A 22,134-nucleotide genomic window follows, 5' to 3' on the forward strand; every position below is an offset into this window, starting at 1 on the left:
ATGGTCTTGGAGCTGCGGTTCTGGCTGCGGGCGATTTCGCTGACGCTCTTGCCGGATACGAACAGGCGCAATATCTCATATTCCTTGGGCGACAAGGCCGAGATCCGCTCGTTGAGCGCCACGTTCGACTCCACCACCGAGTGGCTGCTGGGCATTGGGCTGCGGTAGATGCCTTTCTGGGCGACGGCCTTGAGAGCCAGCTGGATTTCCTCGTGCAACTGGTTTTTCTGGATGATCCCCATGACCCCCAATTCCTGCAGGCGGCTGAGGATCAGCGGATTGGAGATCATGGTCAGGACCAGAATCTGCACGCGTTCGAAGTGACGGGTGATGAACTCCACCAGCTTCAGGCCGTCGCCGTAGGGCGAGTTCCCGGGCATGTTGTAGTCGGTGATCACCAGGTCCACGCGCCGGCTCTCCAGCAGTTGAACCAGCTCCCCTGAGCTCATCGCCTCGCCGACGATCTCGAAGCGTTCGTCGCGCTCCATCAGTTCGCGGATGCCTAGCAGCACGATGGGGTGATCATCGGCAATGATTACTTTGAGTTTTTCCATGACAGAGACAATCCGTTTAGTACGCCAATCGGCTGGGTGAACGTAGGACGGGCGGCATATGCAATCACCGCCCCTGGTTATTCAAGAAACGCCAGCAGCTCGGACAACCGCTGCATCAGCTGCCGGACCTGCTGCTCCAGGGATGGGCTCCATGGCTCGTCCTGCAGTCGGCACTCCAGTTCGGCGCAGGCCCTGGCCAGGGCTCGAGCCTGCACGGCCCCCAGGGCGCCGGCGATGCTGTGCAGGCGTTCCGCGGCAGCTTGCAGGTCGACGCTGGCGAGTGTGTGATCCAGGCGTCGCAGGTCGTGGTTCAGGGTCTCGACGAACAACGGGCGCATCCTTGCAGAGAGCTGCGGGAACTCCAGGTCACCGGGTCGGGGGGCCGATGCCTGGGGCGCAAGTGCATCGACCGTGGGCGGGCAGAGTAGCGACAGTTGCCGCCACAGGTGCTGCAGGTCCATGGGCTTGACGATCCAGGCGTTCATCCCGGCGGCGAGGCAACGGCTGCGCTCTTCGCCCAGGGCATGGGCGGTGATGCCGATGATCGGTAGTTGTGGGTCGCGCCGGCGCAATTGCCGGGCCAGCTCATAGCCGTCCATGAGCGGCATGTCGAGGTCTGCCAGCACCAGGTCGAACAGCCGTGGTTGCCAGTACTGCAGGGCCTGCTCGCCATTGTCCGCCAGGGTTGACCGGCAGCCCAGCGCCTGGAGTTGTTCCTGGATGATCGCCTGATTGAGGGGGTTGTCCTCGGCCACCAGTACATGCAGGCACAACGGGTTCCTGGTGACATCGACCGCCGGGGCTTGGGCAGAGAGTTGTCCCTGGCGGGCCCGGGAGGCCGCCTTGGCGATGGCCCGGATATCGTATGCGCTGACTATCCACTCCTGGTCCCGGGATTGTCGTTCCTGGGATGGGTCGCACAGCGCGCTGACCCGCGGTCCTGGCCAGGAGTACAGGGCTGTCCGGGGTAGCAGGTCGACCAGGACCCGGTGTTGCGGCTGCTGGCTCCATTCGGCAGGCGCGGGCGAGGCCTGGATGCCCAGGCGGTTGAGCCAGTCGCAGATATTTTTCGTCAATTCCGGTACTGGTGCCCGGACGTGCACGGGAGGCCCGTCCGGAAGGGGCGTCAGGCCTGGCAAGGAGCCGGGCAGGCGCGGCATCTCCAGGCGCACGGAAAAACTGCTGCCCAATCCAGGTTCGCTGGTGACCTGCAATTGTCCACCCATCAGGGTGCAGAGCCGATGGCACAGGGGCAGGCCAAAGCCGGCACGACTGGAGACATCGTTCAACTGCTGATGCAGGTCGAACAGATGCGCCTGCTTTGCCGCGGGGATGCCGATGCCGGTATCGGTGACCTGCCATTCGATGCAGGCTTGCTGTCCGATCGATCCCAGCAGCCGGAGGCGCAACACCACCCGGCCGTTGTCGGTGAACTTGATGGCATTGCCCAGCAGGTTGTCGAGTACCTGGCGAATCCGCCGGGCGTCTCCCCATAACAGGTCTGGCAGTTGGGGATCGATGGAGGCGTAGAGTTGCAGCCCTCGCTGCTGGGCCGCGGCCGCGAACTCCTGCAGGGCTGCCTCCGCCACGTCCAGCGGACAGAACTCCACGGGAGCGATGCCGATATGCCCGGCCTCGATCCGAGAGATGTCGAGAACATTGCTGATCAATTGGAGCAGGGCATTCGAGCAGCGCTGGCTGGTGTGCAGGTAGTTGGTCTGGCGCGGATCCAGTGGCGTCAGGCCGAGCAGTTCGAGGGTCCCCAGTGCTGCGTACAGCGGTGTCCGCAGTCTTTGGCTCATGATCGTCAGGAACCGGGCCTTGATTTCGCTGGCCTGGTCCGCCGCCTGCGTGGCCAGCTTCAGCGCCAGGCTGTTTTCAACTTGCTGGCTGATGTCATTGAAGGTGCAGAGCACCGCGTCCTGGTTCTGGTAGCGCGTCGCGACGAACTTCACCTGCAAGTGGCGCCCTCCGACGACCAGGCAGGTCTCGCCGTCGTCGATACGTTGCGGGTCCTGTGCCAGCATCGATAGCAGGCCGCTGCTGCCTGCTCCTTGCCGAGCGTAGGGATTTTCCAGCAGGAGCTTGAAGTCTTCTCGGCGAACTACGCACAGGCCCGTGAGGGCGCTCTCGATGAGGGTGTGGCTGAAGGCTTCGCTTTCCACCACTTGCTCATGGTGTGGGTGTAGCGCGACTGGCTTGCGATTGCGTTGCCAGTGGCTGGCTCCCCAGCCCCAGGCGACCGCTCCCAATACCAACCCCAGCAGACAGGTCATGGCCCGTGGTGCTTGCCCGTAGAGGTTGCGGTAGCTGATGCGGTAGAGACCGGTCCATGGAGGAGTGTGACTGGTGAACTTCAGGATGACGCCCTGGCGGTCGAAATTCGCGCCATCGTGCAGGGTCGTGGTCGAGCCCAGGGAACCGGCCAGCACGGTGCCTGCCGGGTCGATCAGGGTGAAGTCGTCATAGACCGGCGCGCTCAGGAGACCCTCCAGCTTGCCGGCTTGGTCCAGTGCCAGCAGCGAGACCATCTTCATCCAGCCGTCGGCTCCCATTACCTGTAGCTGTGTCGGAGCCAGCTGCAGGGTGATGTGGGCCAGCAGTTGGGCGCCGCTGCCGGTCGAGCCGGATTGGGAATACGGTTGCCAGTCAACCGGTTGCGCGACGAGGCGTCGCTGCTTCAGTAGCGCCAGGCGCAGCTCCGGCACCGACGGAGCGTCTGTATCAGCACGGGCGTCCAGCTTTTCAGAGCGGACACGAGGCGCGAGGGTAGCCAGGTCGAAACCGCTGCAGGCATTGAGCAGCAGCACCTTGGGTGGGCTGTAGTGGGACCCGGACCAGAAACTTCGATAGAACGTCGACAAATGCATGCCCACCATGAGCAGTCGCGGCAGGTCGTTGGTAACCAGTGGGCGGTGCGGGACCATGGAGCCCGACCGGGGCCGATCAGCGCAGCTGCCATGGACCAGAGGCGCGAAGGCGGTAGGTAATCGCAGCGGATAGCGGGTATTGGCCTGGTACGAACTGGCCAGAGCGAGGCTCGCCGCACGCTTGAGGAACAGTTCCTGCTCCTGGATGTTCTCCATCAACCGGATGAAGTGCACCCGCAGCGTATCGGACTGACGTTCCACCAAGCACACCGTTGTCCAGCCCAGGCTGGTGCACAGCAGGGCCAGCCCGAGCAGGATCAACAAGCCCAGGTTTAGCCGTGGCTGGCAGCGAACCAGGCAATCTGGAAAGAGAGTGGGGGACTTCATCACTGATATACCGAACACATGGCTAAGACCCGCTGACGGGGCTGTTTCTTTGAATACGGTTCTAGGTCCCGAAGAGGGCCGGGACAGAGGGTGGGAGGAGATCAGTGCCGGATGGGCCACACCGCAGGCCAGTTCCCTGCGAGTCAGCCGGCGCCCGGTCGTGGGGCTACCGTCCAGGCCGGTGGCGGCTTGCTGCGCCGAGGTTCGCCGCCAGGTGGCGGGGCGCCAGAATGTCGAGTTCCGGGAGCCGCGATCTTTCGGCGCTCGAAGTGTTTCGCAGCTTCATGGGCGGTTTTTTCATACAGTGCCAGGTAGTTGAACAACGCCCTCAATACAAAGGGTTTGACCAGGCAATGATTCATCCCGGCGTCGAAGCACAATTGTTCTTCTCCGCGCATGGCATTGGCCGTCGCCCCGATGATGGGGGCCGAGCAGCCGCGACGACGCAGCTCCCTGGCTAGCTGGTAGCCGTTGAGCCTGGGCATGTTCACATCGGTCAGCACCACGTCGAAATCCCCGTTCTCCCAGATGCCTAGCGCTTCTTCACCGTTGGCCGCCTGCTCCACGCTGCAGCCCAGTTCTTCCAGCTGGTCCTTGAGGATCAACTGGTTGATCAGGTTGTCCTCGACCACCAGCACATGCAGGCTGAGTTTCTTCAGGTCGCGACTGTCGTGGTGGTGTTCGTCGTGGTTGACCCAGACTCCCAGGGCCTGGCTGACGGCCTGGTGGATCCCCCGCAGATCGTTGCTGTTGACCTGCCAGGCGCCTTCGTGGGTGGGTGTCGCGTGGTGACCGTCACCGCAGGCCAGTACCAGCGGCCCGGTCCAGCCGGGTTCCAGCCTTTGCTCCAGGATACCGGGGTGTACTTCGATCAGGACGCTGTCACTGTCATGGCCGCTGCAACCCGACAGGCCGACCTGGGCCCGCGCGCCCCAACGACGTAGCCAGCCGGTCACCGACTCGGCCAGTTCGCGGACCGGCGATATCACGTGGATCATCCGCGCAGGCAACGGGCTGGCGGGCATGAGTCGTGGCGAGGCGGTGCCAGCTTCCAGCGGTAGGGTGAGGCTGAAGCTGCTGCCCAGTCCCGGCTCGCTCACCATGCGCAGTGAGCCCCCCATCAACAGGGTCAGGCGCTGGCAAATCGGTAGGCCCAGGCCGGTGCCAGCGACGACGTTGGTGTTGCCTCCGGTCTGGTAGAAAGGCTCGAAGATCATTGCCTGATCGTCCCGGGAGATGCCCCGGCCGGTATCGGATACTTGCCAGACCAAGTCGCTGTGCGAGCCATCGCGGTGGCCACCCCCGACTCGTAGCACGATGCGTCCCGAGTCGGTGAACTTGACCGCGTTATTCAACAGGTTACTGAGGATCTGGCGGATTCGCGTGACATCGCCCAGCAGCATCTCCGGCAATTGCGGATCGATACAGGCATAGAGTTGCAGGCCCTTGGCCCGGGCAGCTGCGGCATAGCTTTGGACGAGTTCGTACACCAGCTCCAGGGTGTTGAACTCGCTGAGTTCCAGGGCCAGTTGCCCGGCCTCGATCTTGGATACGTCGAGCACGTCGCAGATCAGTTGCAGCAGGGTGCCGGAGGAGCCTTCGATGGCCCGCAGGTAATCCCGTTGTTGCTCGTCAAGGTGGGTGCGCGCCAGCAGCTCAAGGGTTCCGAGGACTCCGTACAGAGGCGTGCGGATCTCGTGGCTCATGGTGGCCAGGAACAGCGTCTTGGCTTCATTGGCGGTATCGGCCAGGCGCCTGGCTTCTTCCAGGGTGGCCTCGATCTGCTTGCGTGCCGTGATGTCGCTGAACGCGCAGAACAGCACGTCTTCGCCCTTGTAGCGGGTGGGTGCCGAGCTGAGATAGAGGTGGCGGCCACCAGCGGTCTCGAAATAGTCCGAGCCGTCGGAGCGATTGGCTTCGAATGCCCGAGCGATCCAGCCGGTGCACAACTGCTGGCGTTCGCTGCCATTGCCCAGCCATTGCTGGGACAGGGCATTTTCCAACACCACCTGGCCATCGCTGCGGCGCAGTACGCATAGGGCCACGGGAGCGATCTGGATCACATCGCGGCTGAACGCCTCGCTTTCGATCAGGGCCTGGATCCGATGCAGTGCCGGAGCGATCAGGCGCACCTCGATCCAGTGGGTCAGCAGGCCGATCAGGGCCATGCCGAAGAGACTGATGAACAACGCGGCGAGCAACTGGGGGAAGAGAGTCCTAAGCAGGGCATACAGGTCGAAGGAGTACACCAACTGCCAGTCGGAAGTCCCGAGTTGTTTGCGGATCACTACATGGTCGGGCCACCAGCGGCTGCCCAGGAAACCGAAGAAGCTCTCACCCTTGATCCGCTGCACGGCTTCGATCAGTTGGAGGTTGGGGGTGCTGCTCAGGAGCAGTCCGCCCAGGGAGCTGAACATCATGAAGTCACCGGCGTCCTGGTTCTGCAGGGCTTCGGAGACGCTGCTACCGTCCATCTCCAGGCCCAGCCAGCCGGAGTCGGCGAAGCGTTCGTCGAGGCGGGTGAAGATGTACAGCCGAGCCGCTCCGGAAGAATGATCCGTCAGCCATAGCTCATCGCCCATGGGCACTTCGCCGGGTGTCAGGCTGGACAGCCTGGTGAGCAGGGGCCGGGGCAGGATGGTGGTTTCCGGATGGGGGCTGAATAGCTGCTGGACTTCGTATTGTGGCCCGGCGTGGACGTACAACAGCGTCAGTTGCTTGTGCTCGAGATAGTCGCGCATGCGCTGGGTGAGCCAGAGGCCCCACTGGTGTTCGCCGGGCGAGCCCAGGCGCAGGTGGATCTCTTCGGAGGCGTCGTTGCTTGGCGCGAGGTCGTCGGTGATCGGCTGGGGCTGGTACACGGCGGCCAGGCTGAGGCTTTCCAGCAGGGCTTTACGGGTGGTGAAGAATGCCTGGGCTTCGGTGATGGCGCTGCTCATGTAGCTGCGTCGCTGGGACAGTTCATTGTTGAGGGTCGAGCGCAGGAAGTTGTAGACGGCGCCCAGCAGGACGATGAGAAAGATCAGCGCAACGACACGAAGCAGCCGGCGGGCTGCTTCGGGAGAGGAAAATAGAGGATTGATCTGATGTAGATAGCTTTTTAATCTCATGCGCCAACTGTAATTGTGGGCATGACAGGCCGGCATCAGACAATTCTTAAATCATCGACGGCAAATTAGATTTGTCTGAGTACAAGGCCACGGCCTGCCTGGTGTCATGGCGAGTGTTGTTCGTTCACCAGGAGCATTGCCTGTGCTTAGTGCGGACTTGGCTCAGACCATTCCCAGGCGCTGCTTGCGAGCAGGGGGCGGAAACACCTGGTCCAGCTCCTGCAGATCCTGGGGTTGCAACTGCACCTCGCCAGCCTCGGCATTGAGGCGCACGTGTTCGGGATGCACGGCCTTGGGAATGACCAGTACGCCGTCCTGGCGCAACAGCCAGGCCAGGGCCACCTGGGCCGGTGTAACGCCGTGGCGCCGTGCCACCTGTTGCAGCACTGGTTCGGCCAGCAAGGCGCCACCCTGGCCGATCGGGCAGTAGGCCATGAGGGGCATTCCCAGTCGCTGGCAGGTTGGCAACAGGTCGAACTCGATCCCCCTGGATTCCAGGTTGTACAGCACCTGGTTGGTGGCGCAGGCTGGCGTATCGAGCTCGTCCAGGTCCGCCACGTCGAAGTTGGAGACGCCCCAGCGGCGGATCTTGCCGTCCTGGCGCAAGCGCTCGAAGGCCGCGACCGTTTCCTCCAGCGGATACTGGCCACGCCAGTGCAGCAGGTACAGGTCGATGACCTCGGTGCCCAGGCGCTTCAAGCTGCGCTCGCAGGCTTGGGGCAGGCTCTTGCGGCCGGCGTTGTGGGGATAGGCCTTGCTGACCAGGAAGACTTCGTCGCGCCGCCCGGCAATGGCTTGGCCGACCACCTCCTCGGCGCCGCCTTCGCCGTACATCTCGGCGGTGTCGATCAAGCTCAGCCCGAGGTCGAGGCCGCCGCGCAATGCCGCGACTTCCCGGTCTCGTTGCCGAGGATCCTCGCCCATTCGCCAGGTGCCTTGGCCAATGACTGGAACCTGCATACCGGCGAGCTGCAACCTGCGCATGACTATCTCCTGGCATCTGTGGATCGATGAGGGAAGGGCACAGGGAAACAAAGCGTCCAGTGCCGGTCAAGCACCGAAGGCGTGGGAATGAAAGCAAGACGGTGGAATCTTTCATATCTCTAAAAAGAATAAAGTTCTAATTATTTATTCCTTTTAAGGATTTGAGCGAAGGTGCATGTTAATCGCCAGCCGCTCAACTCCTGAGTCCGGTGCCAACAGAGGATGTGCCCGCATGACCATTCAAGCGATCAACGTACGCAATCAGTTCAAGGGCGTGATCAAGGAGATCCACCAGGGCCAGGTAGTTTCGGAGATCGATGTACAGACCGCTTCGGGCATCGTCACTTCGGTGATCACCACGCGTTCGGTGCGCGACCTGGAGCTCAAGGTCGGCAGCGAGGTGATCGCCTTCGTCAAGTCCACCGAGGTGTCCCTCGCCAAGCTCTGAGGCACCGCTCTTCGGAGATGATCATTCACAGGGGAGTGAAACATGCCGCATTCGCTGGATATCACTGCATTACCTGTCCTGGATCTGGCCCAGCTGGACGCCACGCCCGAACCGCGCCAGGCCTTTCTCGACGACCTGCGCCAGGCGGCGCGGGATGTCGGTTTCTTCTACCTCAAAGGACATGGCCTCGACAGCCAGCTGTTGCGTCGAGTGCAGGACCAGGCCAGGGCCTTCTTTGCCTTGCCCGAGGCCGACAAGGCTGCGGTGGACATGATCCACTCGCCGCACTTTCGTGGCTACACCCGCGCGGCCTCGGAAATCACCCGTGGCCAGCCGGACCTGCGCGAACAGTTCGACCTGGGAGCCGAGCGCCCGGCCCTGGACCTGGAGCCGCACAGCCCACCCTGGGTTCGCCTGCAAGGACCCAATCAGTGGCCCGCGCAGTTGCCTGAATTCAAGCCGTTGCTGCTTCAGTGGCAGCAGGCGATGACCGGCATGTCCCTGCGCCTGCTGCGCGCCTTCGCCCTGGCATTGTCGTTGCCGGAGACCGCATTCGATGAGCTGTACGGTGAGCGTCCCAACGAACATATCAAGCTGATCCGCTATCCGGGCCAGGTGCCCGGGCAGAGCAACCAGGGCGTCGGGGCGCACAAGGACTCGGGGTTCCTCAGCTTCCTGTTGCAAGACCAGCAGGCGGGCTTGCAAGTGCAAGTTGAGGAGGACCGCTGGATCGATGCCCCGCCACGGGACGGCACCCTGGTGGTGAACATCGGCGAGCTGCTGGAGCTGGCCACCCATGGCTACCTGCGGGCTACCGTGCACCGGGTCCTGTCGCCACCGGCGGGGCGCGAGCGGCTGTCCCTGGCGTTTTTCCTCGGCGCCCAGCTGGATGCCCGAGTGCCGCTGTATCCACTGCCCGCAGCGTTGCGAGACGAAGCCCGCGGCCCGGCCAGCGACCCGCACAACCCGCTGTTTCGAGACGTTGGCTGGAACTACCTCAAGGGCCGCCTGCGTTCGCATCCGGATGTGGCCCGGCGCTTCTATGCCGATGCCCTGGTGCCCAAGGCCGTGAGTGCCTGACCTTTTCGTCGATCAAGGACATTGCCCATGCAGAAGACCTATCTGTCCGCCCTGGCGTTGCTGATCGGGCTCGGCCCCTTGGGCGCCGCCGCGCAACCGCTGCGAGTCGCCGCCGACCCGGTGCCCCACGCCCAGATCCTCGCCTATGTGCAAAAGCTCGACCCCCAGTTGGAGCTCAAGGTGATCGAGATTCCCAACGGTGTGAACTCCAATGAGCTGCTGGCCCATGGCGATGTGGACGCCAACTACTTCCAGCACCTGCCATACCTCAAGTCCCAGGAGCAGGCCCTCGGGCAACCGTTCGCGGTGGCGGCCAGCGTACATATCGAACCCTTGGGCATCTATTCCCGGCGGCATCAGGCTTTCGACCAGGTGCCCCAGGGCGGTACGGTGGCGGTGCCCAACAACGTCACCAACCTTAGCCGCGCCCTTTACCTGTTGCAGGACCATGGGTTGATCCGCCTCAAGCCCGGTTTCAGCGATCCGGCCCGCGACCAGGCGACTGCCAAGGACATTGCCGAGAACCCACGGCACCTGAAGATCCTCGAGATCGAGTCGCCGCAGATTCCCCGGGCCCTGGAGGACGTGGACCTGGCGGTGATCAACGGCAACTACGCCCTGGAGGCCGGGCTGGTGCCGGCCAAGGATGCCCTGGGCCTGGAGCAGGCCGAGCACAACCCCTATGCCAATATCCTGGTGACCACGCCCGAGCTCAAGGACGATCCCCGTATTCGCCAACTGGCCAAGGACCTGGCATCGCCCGAAGTGGCCGGTTTCATCACCCGGACCTTCGCCGGCTCGGTACTCCCGGTCGCGAGCCAGCAGCCATGATCCAGGTCCAGCAACTGGGCAAGAGCTACGGTGACGGCCAGCCGGCGGCCTTGCAGCAGGTATCGCTGGAGATTCCCGACGGAGCGATCTACGGCATCCTCGGCCGCAGTGGTGCCGGCAAGTCCACCCTGTTGCGCTGCCTGAACCTGCTGGAGCGCCCCAGCAGCGGGCGGGTACTGGTGGATGGCCAGGACCTGGGCCGCCTGTCCGGGGCCGAGTTGCGTCGCCAGCGCCAGCGCATCGGCATGATCTTCCAGGGCTTCAACCTGCTGCATTCACGCACGGTGCTGGATAACGTCGCGGTACCGCTGGAAATCGCCGGCCTGGCCAAGACGCAACGCCGCGCCCGGGTCCTGGAGTTGCTGGAACTGGTGGGGCTGGGCGACAAGGCCCAGGCGTTTCCCACGCAGTTGTCCGGTGGCCAGAAGCAACGAGTAGGTATTGCCCGCGCCCTGGCGGCCAGTCCGCGCTACCTGCTCTCGGACGAGGCCACCAGTGCCCTGGATCCGGACACCACGGCCTCGATCCTGCAACTGCTGCAACGGATCAACCGTGAGCTGGGGCTGACCATAGTGCTGATCACCCATGAACTGGAGGTGGTGCGCGCGATCTGCAGCCACGCGGCCTCGCTGGCTGCCGGGCAGTTGCTCGAGTGCGGGCCGATCGAGCGCCTGCTGGCGGACCCGCAGTCCGCGCTCGGGCGGGCACTGCTGCCGGGCTACAACCTGCCTGTGGCAGGCGAGCAACTGCAGGCCGAATTGACCTTTTTCGATAACCAGCGCGCCGCGCCGCTACTGGAACAGTTGAGCCAGCAGCAGGCGCTGAAGCTGCAGGTCCTGGCCGCCGGCGTGGAGACCGTGGCCGGCCAGCGGGTAGGGCGCTTGCGTATCGCTGCCGGCGCGGCGGACCCAGGCCGCTTCGAGCAGCTGTTGGGCGCCCTGGCCCAGCGCGGTGTGCGGAGTGAGCGGCTATGAGCCTGGCACTGGATGGGTCCGAACTGGCGCAACTGCTGCTCAACGCCACCGGCGAAACCCTGTACATGGTGCTGCTGGCCGCGCTGTTCACTGTGCTGATCGGCCTGCCCCTGGGCATCTTGCTGTTCGTCAGCCGTCAGGACGGGCTGCTCCCCATGGTGCGACTCAACCGCTTGCTGGGGATGTTGGTCAACCTGGGGCGCTCACTGCCCTTCGTGGTGCTGCTGATCGCCCTGATCCCCCTGACCCGGCTGGTGGTGGGGACCACCTTGGGCAGCACCGCCGCCGTGGTGCCGATCAGCATCGGCGCCTTCCCGTTCTTCGCCCGGATCGTCGAGAACGCCCTGGACGAGGTGGACAAGGGCCGGATCGAGGCGGTGCTGGCCATGGGTGGGCATGTCGGCCATGTGATCGGCAAGGTGCTGCTGCCCGAGGCGCTGCCGGCGCTGCTGGCCGGGTTGACCCTGACCCTGGTGCTGCTGATCGGCTTTTCTTCCATGGCCGGGGTCATTGGTGGCGGGGGCCTGGGGGACCTGGCGATCCGCTACGGTTACCAGCGCTTCAACAACCAGGTCATGGTGGCCACTGTGGTGATCCTGGTGCTGCTGGTCCAGGGGGTGCAGAGTGCCGGCGATCGCCTGGTCAGGTCCCTGGCCCATCGGCGCTGAACTGACGCTCAGCGCAAGTCTTCCAGCTGCTGCCAGCACTGCTCCAGCCAATCGCACAGGGCGCTGATGCGCTGGGGCACGAAACGGCTGTGCAGGCGCATCAGGTGTACCGGCAGGGCGGGGAGTTGCCAGTCGGGCAGGAGTTTCACCAGTTCTCCACGGCGTGCCGACGGCGCCAGCAGCCAGTCCGGCCCGGCGTGCAGTCCGGCGCCGGCCAGCAGGGCGCTATGGATGGCGCCGAGGCTGTTGAGGAAGAAGCTGGCCTTGAGCTCGACTTTCGCCACCTCGCCGGCTTGGCTGAGCAGCAGCTGGCTCGGGTTCTGCTCGGTCATCCAGGAGTAGACCAGCGCCCGATGTTCGCCCAGATCCGCTGGCTGGAGTGGGGCGCCATGGACTCGCAGATAGCCAGGGCTGGCGTACAGGCCATGGGATAACTGTCCCAGGGGGCGGGCCACCAGGGACGAGGCCCGCAGGTGGCCCACCCGCAGCGCGACATCGATGCCTTCGGCCATCAGGTCCAGCGCCCGGTCGGACAGCACCAGGTCCAGGACCAGGGCCGGATGCTGGCGCTGGAAACCGGCGAGCCAGGTGCTGACATGACGTTCGCCCAGGGCCACCGGGGCGCTGACTCGCAGGCGTCCAGAGAGCTCGGGAGTGCCCTGGTCGAGGCTGGCCAGCAAGGCGTCCATCTCCTCCAGCAACGGGCGCATCTGTTCATAGGCCCGGGTGCCGGCCGGTGTCAGGCTGATCTTGCGGGTGCTGCGATTGAGCAACTGGGTATTGAGCCGGTGCTCCAGGGCGGTGAGCTGGCGGCTGACCGAAGAGGGCTCCAGGGCCAGGTCCTCGGCGGCCAGGGTCAGGCTGCCGCGCTCCACTACCCGGAAAAATATCCGCCATGCGGCGTTGTCTGGATTCTTGCGCATGGCGCAATTTGATTTTGACGTGGCGGTCATGTCAATGCATAAAACGCAGTAATAGCATCACAGGCTCACTGGATTTCGAGCCTGGTCCCATGTCTTCTCCCTCAGCTACCGATCGTTACTGGATCTTGTTCGCGGTCTGCGCCGCCGGTCTGATCCTGCCCCTGGAGTACACCGGCCCGGCCATGGCCTTGCCCGCCATCGAGCAAGCCCTGGGCGGCGGCCCGGTGGCCCTGGCCTGGGTGATCAACGCCTTCGCCCTGAGCTTCGGCAGTTCGGTGATGCTGGCCGGAACCCTGGCCGATCGCTACGGGCGCAAGCGCGTCTTCGTCCTGGGCATGGCCGGTTTCACCGCGTTGTCGCTGCTGATCGGCTTCTGCCGCGAGGTCTGGCTGCTGGATCTGTTGCGGGGCTTGCAAGGATTCGCGGCGGCCCTGGCCATGGCAGCCGGCGCTGCGGCCCTGGCCCAGGCGTTCGAAGGTCGGGCCCGGACCCGGGCCTTCAGCCTGCTGGGCAGCGCCTTCGGCCTGGGCCTGGCCTCCGGGCCGGTAATTGCCGGGGCCCTGGTACAGCTAGCGGGCTGGCAATCGATCTTCCTGCTGGGGGCGGTGATAGGTGGCGCGGTGCTGATCTTCGGTGTACCGCGTATGCAAGAGAGCCGCGACCCCGGAGCCCAGGCACTGGACAAGTCAGGCATCTTCACCTTCAGCACCTTCCTGGTATCGCTCACGTTCGCCATCATGCAGATCCCCCAGGATGGCCTTGGTAGCCTGCGGGTCCTGGGCCTGTTGGTGGGCGCAGCACTGAGCCTGGGGTTGTTCATCCACATCGAGTTGCGGCACCGGCGGCCAATGCTGGACCTGAGCCTGTTCGGTTACCGACGGTTCATCGGGATCCAGCTGTTGCCGGTGGCGACCGCCGTGTGCTTCATCGTCCTGCTGATTCTCCTGCCATTGCGCCTGATCGGCATCGAAGGCCTGGGCCCCTGGCGTGCCGGGGCGATGATGATCGCCTTGTCGGCGCCGATGGCGCTGGTGCCGTTCGTGGCGGGCCTGCTGGTTCGCTGGTGCAGCGCGGCCAGCCTGTCGTGCCTGGGCCTGGTGATCGCTGCCGGCGGCCTGCTCTGGTTGAGCCAAGTGCCGGTGGGGCAGCCGGCCATGGCGCTGCTCTGGCCGCTGCTGGTGATCGGCATCGGCACCGGCCTGCCCTGGGGGCTGATGGATGATCTGTCGGTCAGTGTGGTGCCGGTGGAGCGGGCCGGGATGGCTACGGGCATCTTCACCACCCTGCGCGCCTGCGGTGAAGCGATCTGCGTGGCGGCCGGCCTGGCCTTGCTCAAGGCCCTGCTCGTCGGCGGATTGGCCAACGGCTTGCCGGGATATGACCCAAGTGCCGTGGCGGCTGCGGCCACCGCCCTGGCCATGGGGGATGGGGCCGTGCTGCCGGCGCTGGCCGATGCGTTGTCGCAGCCCTTGCTGTGGCAGCTCTATAGCCAGGCTTTCGCCCAGTTGCTGCAGGTAATGGCTGCCATCACCCTGGTCGCGGCGTGCTGTTGCGCCCTGGCCTTGCGCCAGCCACGGTCGCTGGGTTGCCCGAGCCGCTCCTGAGGCTCAACGTCCTTCATGCTGCTTGCGATAGGCCCCCGGTTGCAGGCCCACGGCCTTGGTGAAGGCTCGGGTGAAGGCGGCGATGGACTGGTAACCGACGGCGGCGCCGGCTTGTTCAACGGTCTGGTTGGCCTTGAGCAGTTGGCAGGCATGGCGCATGCGCAAGGCCAGCAGGACCTGCCCCGGTGATTGCCCGGCCAGTTCGTTGAAGCGCTTGAAGAACGCCGAGCGCGACAGGCCGGTGAGGGCCGCCATGCTTTCCAGGGGCCAGGGCTGGCCGGGATGCTGGATCAACTGCTCGAGCAACGACGCGAAGGCCGGGTGCCGGGCCAGCGCCACCAGGCCACCCAGGTCCTGGCGATCATTGACTTGCTGGCGCAGCACATACAGGAACAGCAAGTGGCTCAGGCGCTCCAGCAGGGCGGCGGATGGTGCGGGGTCGCGCCGGCATTCCTCGAGAATCAGCTGGAACAGGGCCCGGGCCGCGGCGAGCGATGGATCGCCGGCGCGCAGCACGATCCAGCCGGGCAAGCCCTCGATGATCAGCGACGACAGCCCGGACTTGAAGTGGAAGAAACCGCACACCAGTCCGACCCCATCCTGGGCGCCCAGGTCCAGGGCGCCCATGGGCAGGCGTGGCAACTGCTGCGCCTGGGAGGCTTGCTGCGCGCTGGACAACCGGTAGTCCAGGTCCTGCAACAGGAACACCGCATCACCAGCTTCCAGGCGCTCCGCCTGGGACAGCCCGTCGATATGCAGCCAGCAGTGCCCCTGCACGATCAGGTGGAAACTGGCCCGGGCCAGGCCCTGGGTACTGGCATGCCAGCCGCCGCAGTAGCGTCCGACGTGGAACAGGCTGGCGTCCAGCTCCAGGCCTTCTAATAACCAATCAACCATTGGGTTCGACGAAATCATCTAAGGGAAATACTCAGGAGCAAGTAATCGCTACTTTAGAATATGGATCGGAATTCTTATAACCAACAGACTTGACGCACACCTACACAGCAGGAGTCCACTCCATGTCCCGCGTCACTCTACACACCTTGTCCAGCGCTCCAGAAGCGGCCCGGCCATTCCTGGAAAACGCCCAGAAGAACTCAGGCTACATTCCCAACCTGCTGGGCATCCTGGCCAATGCCCCGGCTGCCCTGGAAACCTATGTCACGGTCTCGGGACTCAACGCCAAGTCCGAACTGAGCCTGGCCGAGCGTGAAGTGGTGCAATTGATTGCCGCGACCACCCATGGTTGCGATTTTTGTGTCGCAGGTCATACCGCCGTGGCCCTGAACAAGGCCAAACTCGCCGATCCGGTGGTCAGCGCCCTGCGTGAGCAGAGCACCTTGCCCGAGGCCCGGCTGGAGGCCCTGGCGGCCTTCGCCCGGGAAGTCATCGCCACCCGCGGCAAGGTCAGCGACCAGCGTTACGCCGAATTCAAGGCCGCAGGATACAGCGAAGGCAATGCCCTGGAGGTGATCCTGGGCATCAGCCTGGCGACCCTGTGCAACTTCGCCAACGTATTCGCCGGTACTGAACTGAACCCCGAGCTGGCCAAGTATCGCTGGTCCGCGCAAGGTCAATGAGCCAGGGCGCCGGCAGGTTGGCGGCGCCTTTTTCAAGGAGAAATCACATGCTCGATACGCAATTGAGTCAATGGCTGGATGCCCAGGCCCAGGCACTGGACCTGGGGCAATGCGACCCGCAGTCGGTGCTCGCCCAGCTGGCGGCCGGTGGCGTGCTACGGATCGGCATCGACCAGGAACTGGGGGGAAGCGGCGGCGACCTGACCGATACTCTGGAGGCCATGGCCGAAGTGGCCAGTCATTCCCTGGCGGCAGCGTTCGTCTGCTGGGGCCAGCGGGCCTTCATCGAGTACTTGCTGCACAGCCCCAACCAGGCCCTGCGCGAGCGCCTGTTGCCAGCGCTGCTCAGTGGCGAGCTGGCCGGTGCCACCGGGCTGTCCAACGCCATGAAGTACCTCTCCGGAATCGAGGCCCTGCAGGTCCGCGCCCGTGACCAGGAACACGGCTGGAGCCTGAACGGGCGCCTGCACTGGGTCACCAACCTGCGCAGGAGCGGGTTCGTGGTGGCCGCAGCGGTGGAACGCGAGGAGGGCGGTGCGCCCTTGATCCTGGCGATCCCCGATGCCTTGCCGGGCCTGCAACGTTCCGACGACCTGCAACTGATGGGCCTGCAATCGAGCAACACCGCGGCCCTGGACCTGGAGCAGGTGCAGCTCACCCGCGACTGGCTGCTGCACGACGATGCCCGGGTGTTCCTGCCGGCGGTGCGCCCGGGGTTCCTCGGCTTGCAATGCGCCTTGTCCATTGGCCTGGCGCGCCGGGCCCTGGCCGAAGTCGAGAGCCACCTGGGGCAACGCTCGATACTCCAGGAGCCCCTGCAACAGCAGCGCCAGGCGCTGGAGCAGAGCGTGGCGCAGCTCAAGGCCGGCCTGCTCGATGGTCGCTTCCTCGGCCAGCCTGCGGCGCTGTTCCGGGTGCGCATCGCCCTGGCCGAAGCCACTGCCAGTGCCGTGCAGCTGGAGTTGCAGGCCAGTGGCGGCAAGGCCTATCTGTGCGAGCACGGCAGTGGCTTCGCCCGGCGCTGGCGCGAGTCGGCGTTCGTGCCCATCGTCACCCCGAGCCTGGTGCAATTGCGCGCCGAGCTGCAACGCCAGGCGCGGAACGTTGCATGAGCGGCCTGTTGAACGCCCGGCAGGTGAGCCTGGGGTACCACGGGCCGGATGGCTGGCACTCGGTACTGGAAGACTTCGACCTGCAGTTGCAAGCCGGGGAAGTGGTCTCGGTACTGGGGCCCAGCGGCGTCGGCAAATCCAGCCTGCTGCGGGTCCTGGCCGGTTTGCAGGCACCGCACAAGGGCCAGGTGAGCCTGGCCGGCGAGGCGCTGGAAGGCCCCCATCCACGGGTTGCGGTGGCGTTCCAGGACCCGAGCCTGCTGCCCTGGCTGAACCTCGAGCACAACGTCGCCTTTGGCCTGGACTTCGCCCGCCAGCCGCACCTGAGTGCCCGCCAGCGCCAGGAGCGCATCGACCAGGCCATCGCCGATGTCGGCCTGGAACATGCGCGCCAGCGCTACCCGGCGCAGTTGTCGGGCGGCATGGCCCAGCGTACCGCGCTGGCCCGCTGCCTGGCCCGCCAACCCCAGGTGCTGTTGCTGGACGAGCCCTTCGGCGCCCTGGACGAGGTGACCCGGGCCGACATGCAGCAACTGCTGCTCCAGGTGATCGGCCAGCACCGCACTGCGGCGCTGCTGATCACCCACGATATCGACGAGGCCCTGCTGCTGTCCGACCGGGTGCTGCTACTGGGTAACAGCCCGGCGCACATCCTCGGCCAGTGGCGCATCGACCTGCCGGCTCCGCGCGCCGAACGGATCGAGGAACTGGGCGCCTTGCGCATCGAGATTCTCAAGACCCTTCGGCGGGCGAGCCGCAACCCCCTCAATTCCCCTTTGCCTGCATCGTCGGAGATTGACCATGTGCCTGGACGACTTCACCCACACGCGTCGTGACTTCCTCAAACTCAGCGCGCTGCTGACCGCCGGTGGTGCCTTGCCGCTGCTCAACAGCCTGCAGGCTCGCGCGGCCCTGGAGCCGGATGCGCCGGTGCGCATCGGCTACCTGCCGATCACCGATGCCACGCCCTTGTTGGTCGCCCACAACAACGGCCTGTTCGAGGCCGAGGGCATCAAGGCCGAACGCCCGGTGCTGTTACGCAGCTGGGCCCAAGTGATCGAGGCGTTCATTTCCGGGCAGGTCAACGTCATCCACCTGCTGTCGCCGATGACCGTCTGGGCCCGCTACGGCAGCCAGGTGCCGGCCAAGGTGGTGGCCTGGAACCATGTCGGCGGTTCCGGCCTGACCGTGGCTCCCGGCATCACCGAGGTCCGGCAGTTGGCGGGGCAGTCCCTGGCGATTCCGTTCTGGTACTCGATCCACAACGTGGTGCTGCAGCAGCTGCTGCGCGACAACGGCCTGGTGCCGGTGAGCAAGGCCGCGGGCAGCGCCCTGGGCGCCAATGAGGTCAACCTGGTGGTGCTGCCGCCGTCGGACATGCCGCCGGCCCTGGCCAGCAAGCGCATTGCCGGCTACATCGTCGCCGAGCCCTTCAATGCCCTGGCCGAGGAACTCAAGGTCGGCCGGGTACAACGCTTCACCGGCGATGTCTGGCGCAACCACGCCTGCTGCGTGGTGTTCATGCACGAGCAAGACTTGAACCACCGTCCCGAGTGGTCGCAGAAGGTGGTCAACGCCATCGTCAAGGCCCAGCTCTGGACCCGCGAGCACCGCGCCGAAGCCGCCCGATTGCTGTCCAAGGACGGCAGCAACCGCTACACCCCCCACGCGCCCCAGGTGCTGGACCGGGTGTTGGCGCCAGCCGCCACGGACCGCGAGGCTTACCTGGCCAGTGGAGCGATCCGCAATGGCCAATGGGATGAGCAGCGCATCGATTTCCAGCCGTATCCGTTCCCCAGCTACACCGAGGAACTGGTCAAGCGCCTGAAGGACACCTTGATCGAAGGCGACAAGGGTTTCCTTGCCGCTCTCGACCCCCAGCACACCGCCCGGGACCTGGTGGACGATCGCTTCGTGCGCAACGCCATCGCCAGCGTCGGCGGGCTCAAGGCTTTCGGCCTGGCCGATAGCTTCGAGCGCAGTGAGGAGTTCGCCCCTTGATGGACAAGCGACCTTCCTCCCTGGGGCATTGGGGCCTGGGGTTGGCCGGGCTGGCGAGCCTGTTGCTGGGCTGGTGGCTGGGCGTGCACCTGGCGGGTGACGATGGACTGGCGGCACGCTTCTCTCCCGAGGCGACGTTCGCCAGCCTGTTCGAGCTGCTGGGGCAACCCCAGGTGTACGAACATGCCTGGGTGAGCCTCAAGCGGATCCTGGTGGGGCTGCTGCTGGCCCTATTGATCGGCGTGCCCCTGGGCTTGCTGGTGGGCAGCTATCGGCACCTGGAGGCGGCCACCACCCCGGCGTTCCAGTTCCTGCGGATGATCTCGCCGCTGTCCTGGATGCCGGTGGTGGTGATGCTGATGGGCGTGGGCGACCAGCCGATCTATTTCCTGCTGGCGTTCGCCGCCCTGTGGCCGATCCTGCTCAACACCGCGGCCGGAGTACGGCAACTGGACCCGCGCTGGCTGCAACTGAGCCGCAGCCTGAGTGCCACGCGCTGGGAAACCCTGCGCAAAGTGGTCCTGCCGGGGGTGCTGGGGCATGTACTGACCGGCGTGCGCCTGGCCATCGGCATCCTGTGGATCGTGCTGGTGCCGTGCGAGATGCTCGGGGTCAGCGCCGGCCTGGGATATTTCATCCTCGATACCCGCGATCGCCTGGCCTACTCGGAACTGATGGCCATGGTGCTGCTGATCGGCGTCCTCGGTTTTGTCCTCGATGCCCTGGCCCGGGACCTGCATCGGCGCTGGGTCCACGCTTGAAACCAGCTCGCCGCCCTGGAGTCCCCCTCCGGGGCGGTTGACGAACAGCGCTTGTACCTCTAAATTGTGGAACGTTCATTCCAGAAAAGGTACTTGCCGTGCGTCCCAAGGAGTTCGACCCCGACCAGATCGCCGATGCGGCCATGCAGGTGTTCTGGCAGCGCGGGTATGCCGCCACCTCGATCCAGGACCTGGTGGAGGGCACTGGCCTGAGCCGCAGCAGCCTGTACAACGCCTTCGACAGCAAGCACGGGCTGTACACCTGCGCGCTCAAGCGCTACCAGCAACTGACCACGGCTAACGTCGAGCTGCTGGCCGAAGACGCTCCGGCCCCGGAGCTGGTCCGGCGCCTGTTGATGAAGATCGTCGACAACGAACTGCAAGACGCCCAGCGCCTGGGCTGCCTGGCGGCCAATGCCGCGCTGGAGGTCGCCGGGCAGGATCCGCTGGTGGCGCAACTGGTGGCGCAGAACTTCCAGCGTATCGAGGCCGCCCTGGAGCGGCTGTTGCGCCGCGGCCAGGAGCAGGGGCAGGTCGCCGCGCACAAGGATCCCCGGGCCCTGGCCAGCTTCGTGGTATGCACCGTCCAGGGCCTGCGGGTACTGGGCAAGGGCAGTTTGCCGCAGGAGCGCCGCCGGCGTTTGCTGGATGTGGTGGAAGTCGCCCTGGCCAGCCTGGACTAGCTCCCCAGGCTGCGAACCATGGGCAAGACTGATCGGCCATCCGCTGGAATGGCCGGTTTTTTTACCCTGTATTGGAATGATCATTCCATTAATTGCTGAGACCGGAGAAATCGAAGATGACCAAGCAATTGCGTTCCGTGGCTGTACTGGGTATCGGCATCATGGGCGCCGCGGTGGCGCGCAACCTGCAACGCCAGGGGTTCGCCGTGCGGGCCTGGAACCGCACGCCGCACAAGGCCCAGGCGCTGGCAGCCGATGGGGTCCGGTTTTGCACGCAGGCGAGCGAAGCCGTAGGCGGGGCCGAGGTGATCATCACCCTGCACAAGGACGGGCCGGCGGTGCTGGCAGCCATGGAGCAGGCCGCCAGTGGCTTGCAACCGGGCACGTTGTGGCTGCAGATGGCCACGGTCGGCGTCCAGGCCTGCGCCGAGCTGGAGGCGTTTGCCCGGGCCCGGGAGCTGGTGTTCTACGACGCACCGGTACTGGGTACCCGGCAACCGGCGGAGCAGGGACAACTGCTGGTGCTGGGGGCGGGGCCCGAGGTGCACCGGATCGCGCTGCAGCCACTGTTCGATGCCATTGCCAAGCGGGTGCTGTGGGCCAGTGAGCAGCCCGGCGGCGCCAGCCGCTTGAAGTTGGCCCTCAACAGCTGGGTCCTGGCCTTGACCCACGGTGCGGCGGAAAGCCTGGCCCTGGCCAAGGGGCTGGGCGTGGATCCGGCGCTGGTGGTGGAGCTGGTGACGGGGGGGCCGCTGGACAGCGGTTATTTCCAGGCCAAGACCGCCGCCATGCTCAATGACGACTACCGTCCGAGCTTCACCCTGGCCAACGCCCTGAAGGACGCCCAATTGATGGTGGCCGCGGCGCAGCAGGCCGGGGTCAGGGTGGACCTGTCCGAGGCCGGCATCCAGCGTTTCCAGCGTGCACTGGACCTGGGCCACGGCGACAAGGACATGGCCGCCTCCTACCTGGCCTGAGCCTGCTGTTCCAATCGATCCTGGGCGTGTACAGGCGCGGTCCGACCGTGCCTGGCGGCGCTTTGTTCTCTTCTTGCGTGAGTACCTTGCGGATGACTATCCACCCACCTGTACCGGCCGTTGCCAGCCGGCTGCCGGTCTGGCGCCTGCTGGCCCTGACCCTGGCCGGCTTCATCGCCATCGTTACCGAGACCCTGCCTGCCGGGCTGCTGCCCCAGATCAGCACTGGCCTGGCCATCGACCCGGCCATGGCCGGGCAGTTGATCAGCGTCTATGCCCTGGGCTCGGTGGTGGCGGCCATTCCGTTGATCGCCGCGACCCGCAGCTGGCGGCGCCGCCCATTGCTACTGCTGGCCATCGGCGGCTTGCTGTTGTGCAACAGCCTCACGGCGCTTTCGACTGATTACGGCTTGACCCTGGTCGTGCGGTTCGCCGCCGGCATGGCTGCAGGGCTGATCTGGGGCTTGCTGGCCGGCTACGCTCGGCGCCTGGTGGTTCCGGCGTTGCAGGGGCGGGGCCCGGGGGTGGTCGGGGGGGGGCCGCCGCCGGGCCCGTGGCCTGGCGTCTCCCCGGGCGCCCCGGCGGGC

The 22,134-nt window shown here is 65.4% G+C and carries 20 protein-coding genes; 14 read left to right on the forward strand and 6 right to left on the reverse strand.

From position 1 onward, the window contains the following. From ACK6AU_RS25655 to ACK6AU_RS25670, 4 genes are all read right to left on the reverse strand, one after another. Nucleotides 1–554 (reverse strand): response regulator (locus tag ACK6AU_RS25655; protein ID WP_409302222.1); only part of this gene is annotated, 554 nt, incomplete at its 3' end. Nucleotides 555–631: 77 nt separating this feature from the next. Then, nucleotides 632–3,811 carry a response regulator gene (locus ACK6AU_RS25660; protein ID WP_409302224.1) on the reverse strand — a complete coding sequence of 1,060 codons (3,180 nt, stop codon included), beginning with the start codon at nt 3,809–3,811 and terminating at the stop codon, nt 632–634. A 143-nt stretch (nt 3,812–3,954) separates the two neighbouring features. Further along, complete coding sequence (locus ACK6AU_RS25665) at nt 3,955–6,921, reverse strand: ATP-binding protein (protein ID WP_409302226.1); 2,967 nt, start codon at nt 6,919–6,921, stop codon at nt 3,955–3,957. Nucleotides 6,922–7,083: 162 nt separating this feature from the next. Continuing rightward, the gene (locus tag ACK6AU_RS25670) at nt 7,084–7,905 is read right to left on the reverse strand and encodes an aldo/keto reductase (RefSeq protein WP_409302228.1); all 822 of its coding nucleotides are present in this window, start codon (nt 7,903–7,905) and stop codon (nt 7,084–7,086) included. A 232-nt stretch (nt 7,906–8,137) separates the two neighbouring features. Between ACK6AU_RS25670 and ACK6AU_RS25675 the strand changes: the two genes are divergently transcribed. The 5 genes from ACK6AU_RS25675 to ACK6AU_RS25695 are packed head-to-tail and all read left to right on the forward strand — an operon-like array spanning nt 8,138 to nt 11,906. Then, complete coding sequence (locus ACK6AU_RS25675; protein WP_022638908.1) at nt 8,138–8,353, forward strand: molybdopterin-binding protein; 216 nt, start codon at nt 8,138–8,140, stop codon at nt 8,351–8,353. Nucleotides 8,354–8,395: 42 nt separating this feature from the next. Then, nucleotides 8,396–9,433, forward strand: coding sequence for an isopenicillin N synthase family dioxygenase (locus tag ACK6AU_RS25680; protein ID WP_409302231.1), 1,038 nt, complete (start codon nt 8,396–8,398; stop codon nt 9,431–9,433). A gap of 27 nt (nt 9,434–9,460) precedes the next feature. Then, a complete protein-coding gene (locus ACK6AU_RS25685) occupies nt 9,461–10,264 on the forward strand; it encodes a MetQ/NlpA family ABC transporter substrate-binding protein (protein WP_185698834.1) in 804 nt (267 codons plus the stop codon). Next, complete coding sequence (locus tag ACK6AU_RS25690) at nt 10,261–11,238, forward strand: methionine ABC transporter ATP-binding protein (protein WP_409302233.1); 978 nt, start codon at nt 10,261–10,263, stop codon at nt 11,236–11,238. Before ACK6AU_RS25685 ends, ACK6AU_RS25690 begins: the two co-directional genes overlap by 4 nt. Next, entirely contained in the window at nt 11,235–11,906 is a 672-nt protein-coding gene (locus tag ACK6AU_RS25695) for a methionine ABC transporter permease (RefSeq protein ID WP_409302235.1), read from the forward strand. The genes ACK6AU_RS25690 and ACK6AU_RS25695 overlap by 4 nt, the downstream gene beginning before the upstream one ends. An 8-nt stretch (nt 11,907–11,914) precedes the next feature. Here the strand turns inward: ACK6AU_RS25695 and ACK6AU_RS25700 are convergent, their stop codons facing one another. After that, a complete protein-coding gene (locus ACK6AU_RS25700) occupies nt 11,915–12,829 on the reverse strand; it encodes a LysR family transcriptional regulator (protein ID WP_409302237.1) in 915 nt (304 codons plus the stop codon). An 89-nt stretch (nt 12,830–12,918) separates the two neighbouring features. On the opposite strand from ACK6AU_RS25700, the gene ACK6AU_RS25705 reads away from it, so the two are divergent. Next, entirely contained in the window at nt 12,919–14,433 is a 1,515-nt protein-coding gene (locus tag ACK6AU_RS25705; protein WP_409302239.1) for an MFS transporter, read from the forward strand. A gap of 3 nt (nt 14,434–14,436) precedes the next feature. Here ACK6AU_RS25705 and ACK6AU_RS25710 read toward each other — a convergent pair whose 3' ends face one another. After that, nucleotides 14,437–15,348 (reverse strand): cupin domain-containing protein, encoded by a 912-nt coding sequence (locus ACK6AU_RS25710; protein WP_409302241.1) that lies wholly within the window; start codon nt 15,346–15,348, stop codon nt 14,437–14,439. Nucleotides 15,349–15,452: 104 nt separating this feature from the next. Here ACK6AU_RS25710 and ACK6AU_RS25715 point away from each other — a divergent pair, with 104 nt between their 5' ends. From ACK6AU_RS25715 to ACK6AU_RS25750, 8 genes are all read left to right on the forward strand, one after another. Further along, complete coding sequence (locus tag ACK6AU_RS25715) at nt 15,453–16,013, forward strand: carboxymuconolactone decarboxylase family protein (protein WP_022644311.1); 561 nt, start codon at nt 15,453–15,455, stop codon at nt 16,011–16,013. A 47-nt stretch (nt 16,014–16,060) separates the two neighbouring features. Then, nucleotides 16,061–17,125 (forward strand): acyl-CoA dehydrogenase family protein, encoded by a 1,065-nt coding sequence (locus ACK6AU_RS25720; protein ID WP_409302243.1) that lies wholly within the window; start codon nt 16,061–16,063, stop codon nt 17,123–17,125. Then, on the forward strand, nt 17,122–17,961 hold the full coding sequence (locus tag ACK6AU_RS25725) for an ABC transporter ATP-binding protein (protein ID WP_409302245.1): 840 nt from the start codon (nt 17,122–17,124) through the stop codon (nt 17,959–17,961). Before ACK6AU_RS25720 ends, ACK6AU_RS25725 begins: the two co-directional genes overlap by 4 nt. Further along, nucleotides 17,927–19,126 carry an ABC transporter substrate-binding protein gene (locus ACK6AU_RS25730; RefSeq protein WP_185698843.1) on the forward strand — a complete coding sequence of 400 codons (1,200 nt, stop codon included), beginning with the start codon at nt 17,927–17,929 and terminating at the stop codon, nt 19,124–19,126. Before ACK6AU_RS25725 ends, ACK6AU_RS25730 begins: the two co-directional genes overlap by 35 nt. Beyond that, the gene (locus ACK6AU_RS25735) at nt 19,126–19,887 is read left to right on the forward strand and encodes an ABC transporter permease (RefSeq protein WP_409302247.1); all 762 of its coding nucleotides are present in this window, start codon (nt 19,126–19,128) and stop codon (nt 19,885–19,887) included. Before ACK6AU_RS25730 ends, ACK6AU_RS25735 begins: the two co-directional genes overlap by 1 nt. A gap of 98 nt (nt 19,888–19,985) precedes the next feature. Continuing rightward, nucleotides 19,986–20,570: a TetR/AcrR family transcriptional regulator gene (locus ACK6AU_RS25740; protein WP_185698845.1), complete on the forward strand. Its 585-nt coding sequence runs from the start codon at nt 19,986–19,988 to the stop codon at nt 20,568–20,570. A 116-nt stretch (nt 20,571–20,686) separates the two neighbouring features. Then, the gene (locus tag ACK6AU_RS25745) at nt 20,687–21,547 is read left to right on the forward strand and encodes an NAD(P)-dependent oxidoreductase (protein WP_409302250.1); all 861 of its coding nucleotides are present in this window, start codon (nt 20,687–20,689) and stop codon (nt 21,545–21,547) included. A gap of 92 nt (nt 21,548–21,639) precedes the next feature. Beyond that, nucleotides 21,640–22,134, forward strand: a 495-nt coding sequence (locus ACK6AU_RS25750; protein ID WP_409302252.1) for an MFS transporter, incomplete at its 3' end; no start/stop codon positions are given.

Origin of the sequence: Pseudomonas sp. KCJK8993 (genome assembly GCF_046230915.1) — a bacterium.
GTDB lineage: Bacteria > Pseudomonadota > Gammaproteobacteria > Pseudomonadales > Pseudomonadaceae > Aquipseudomonas > Aquipseudomonas piscis.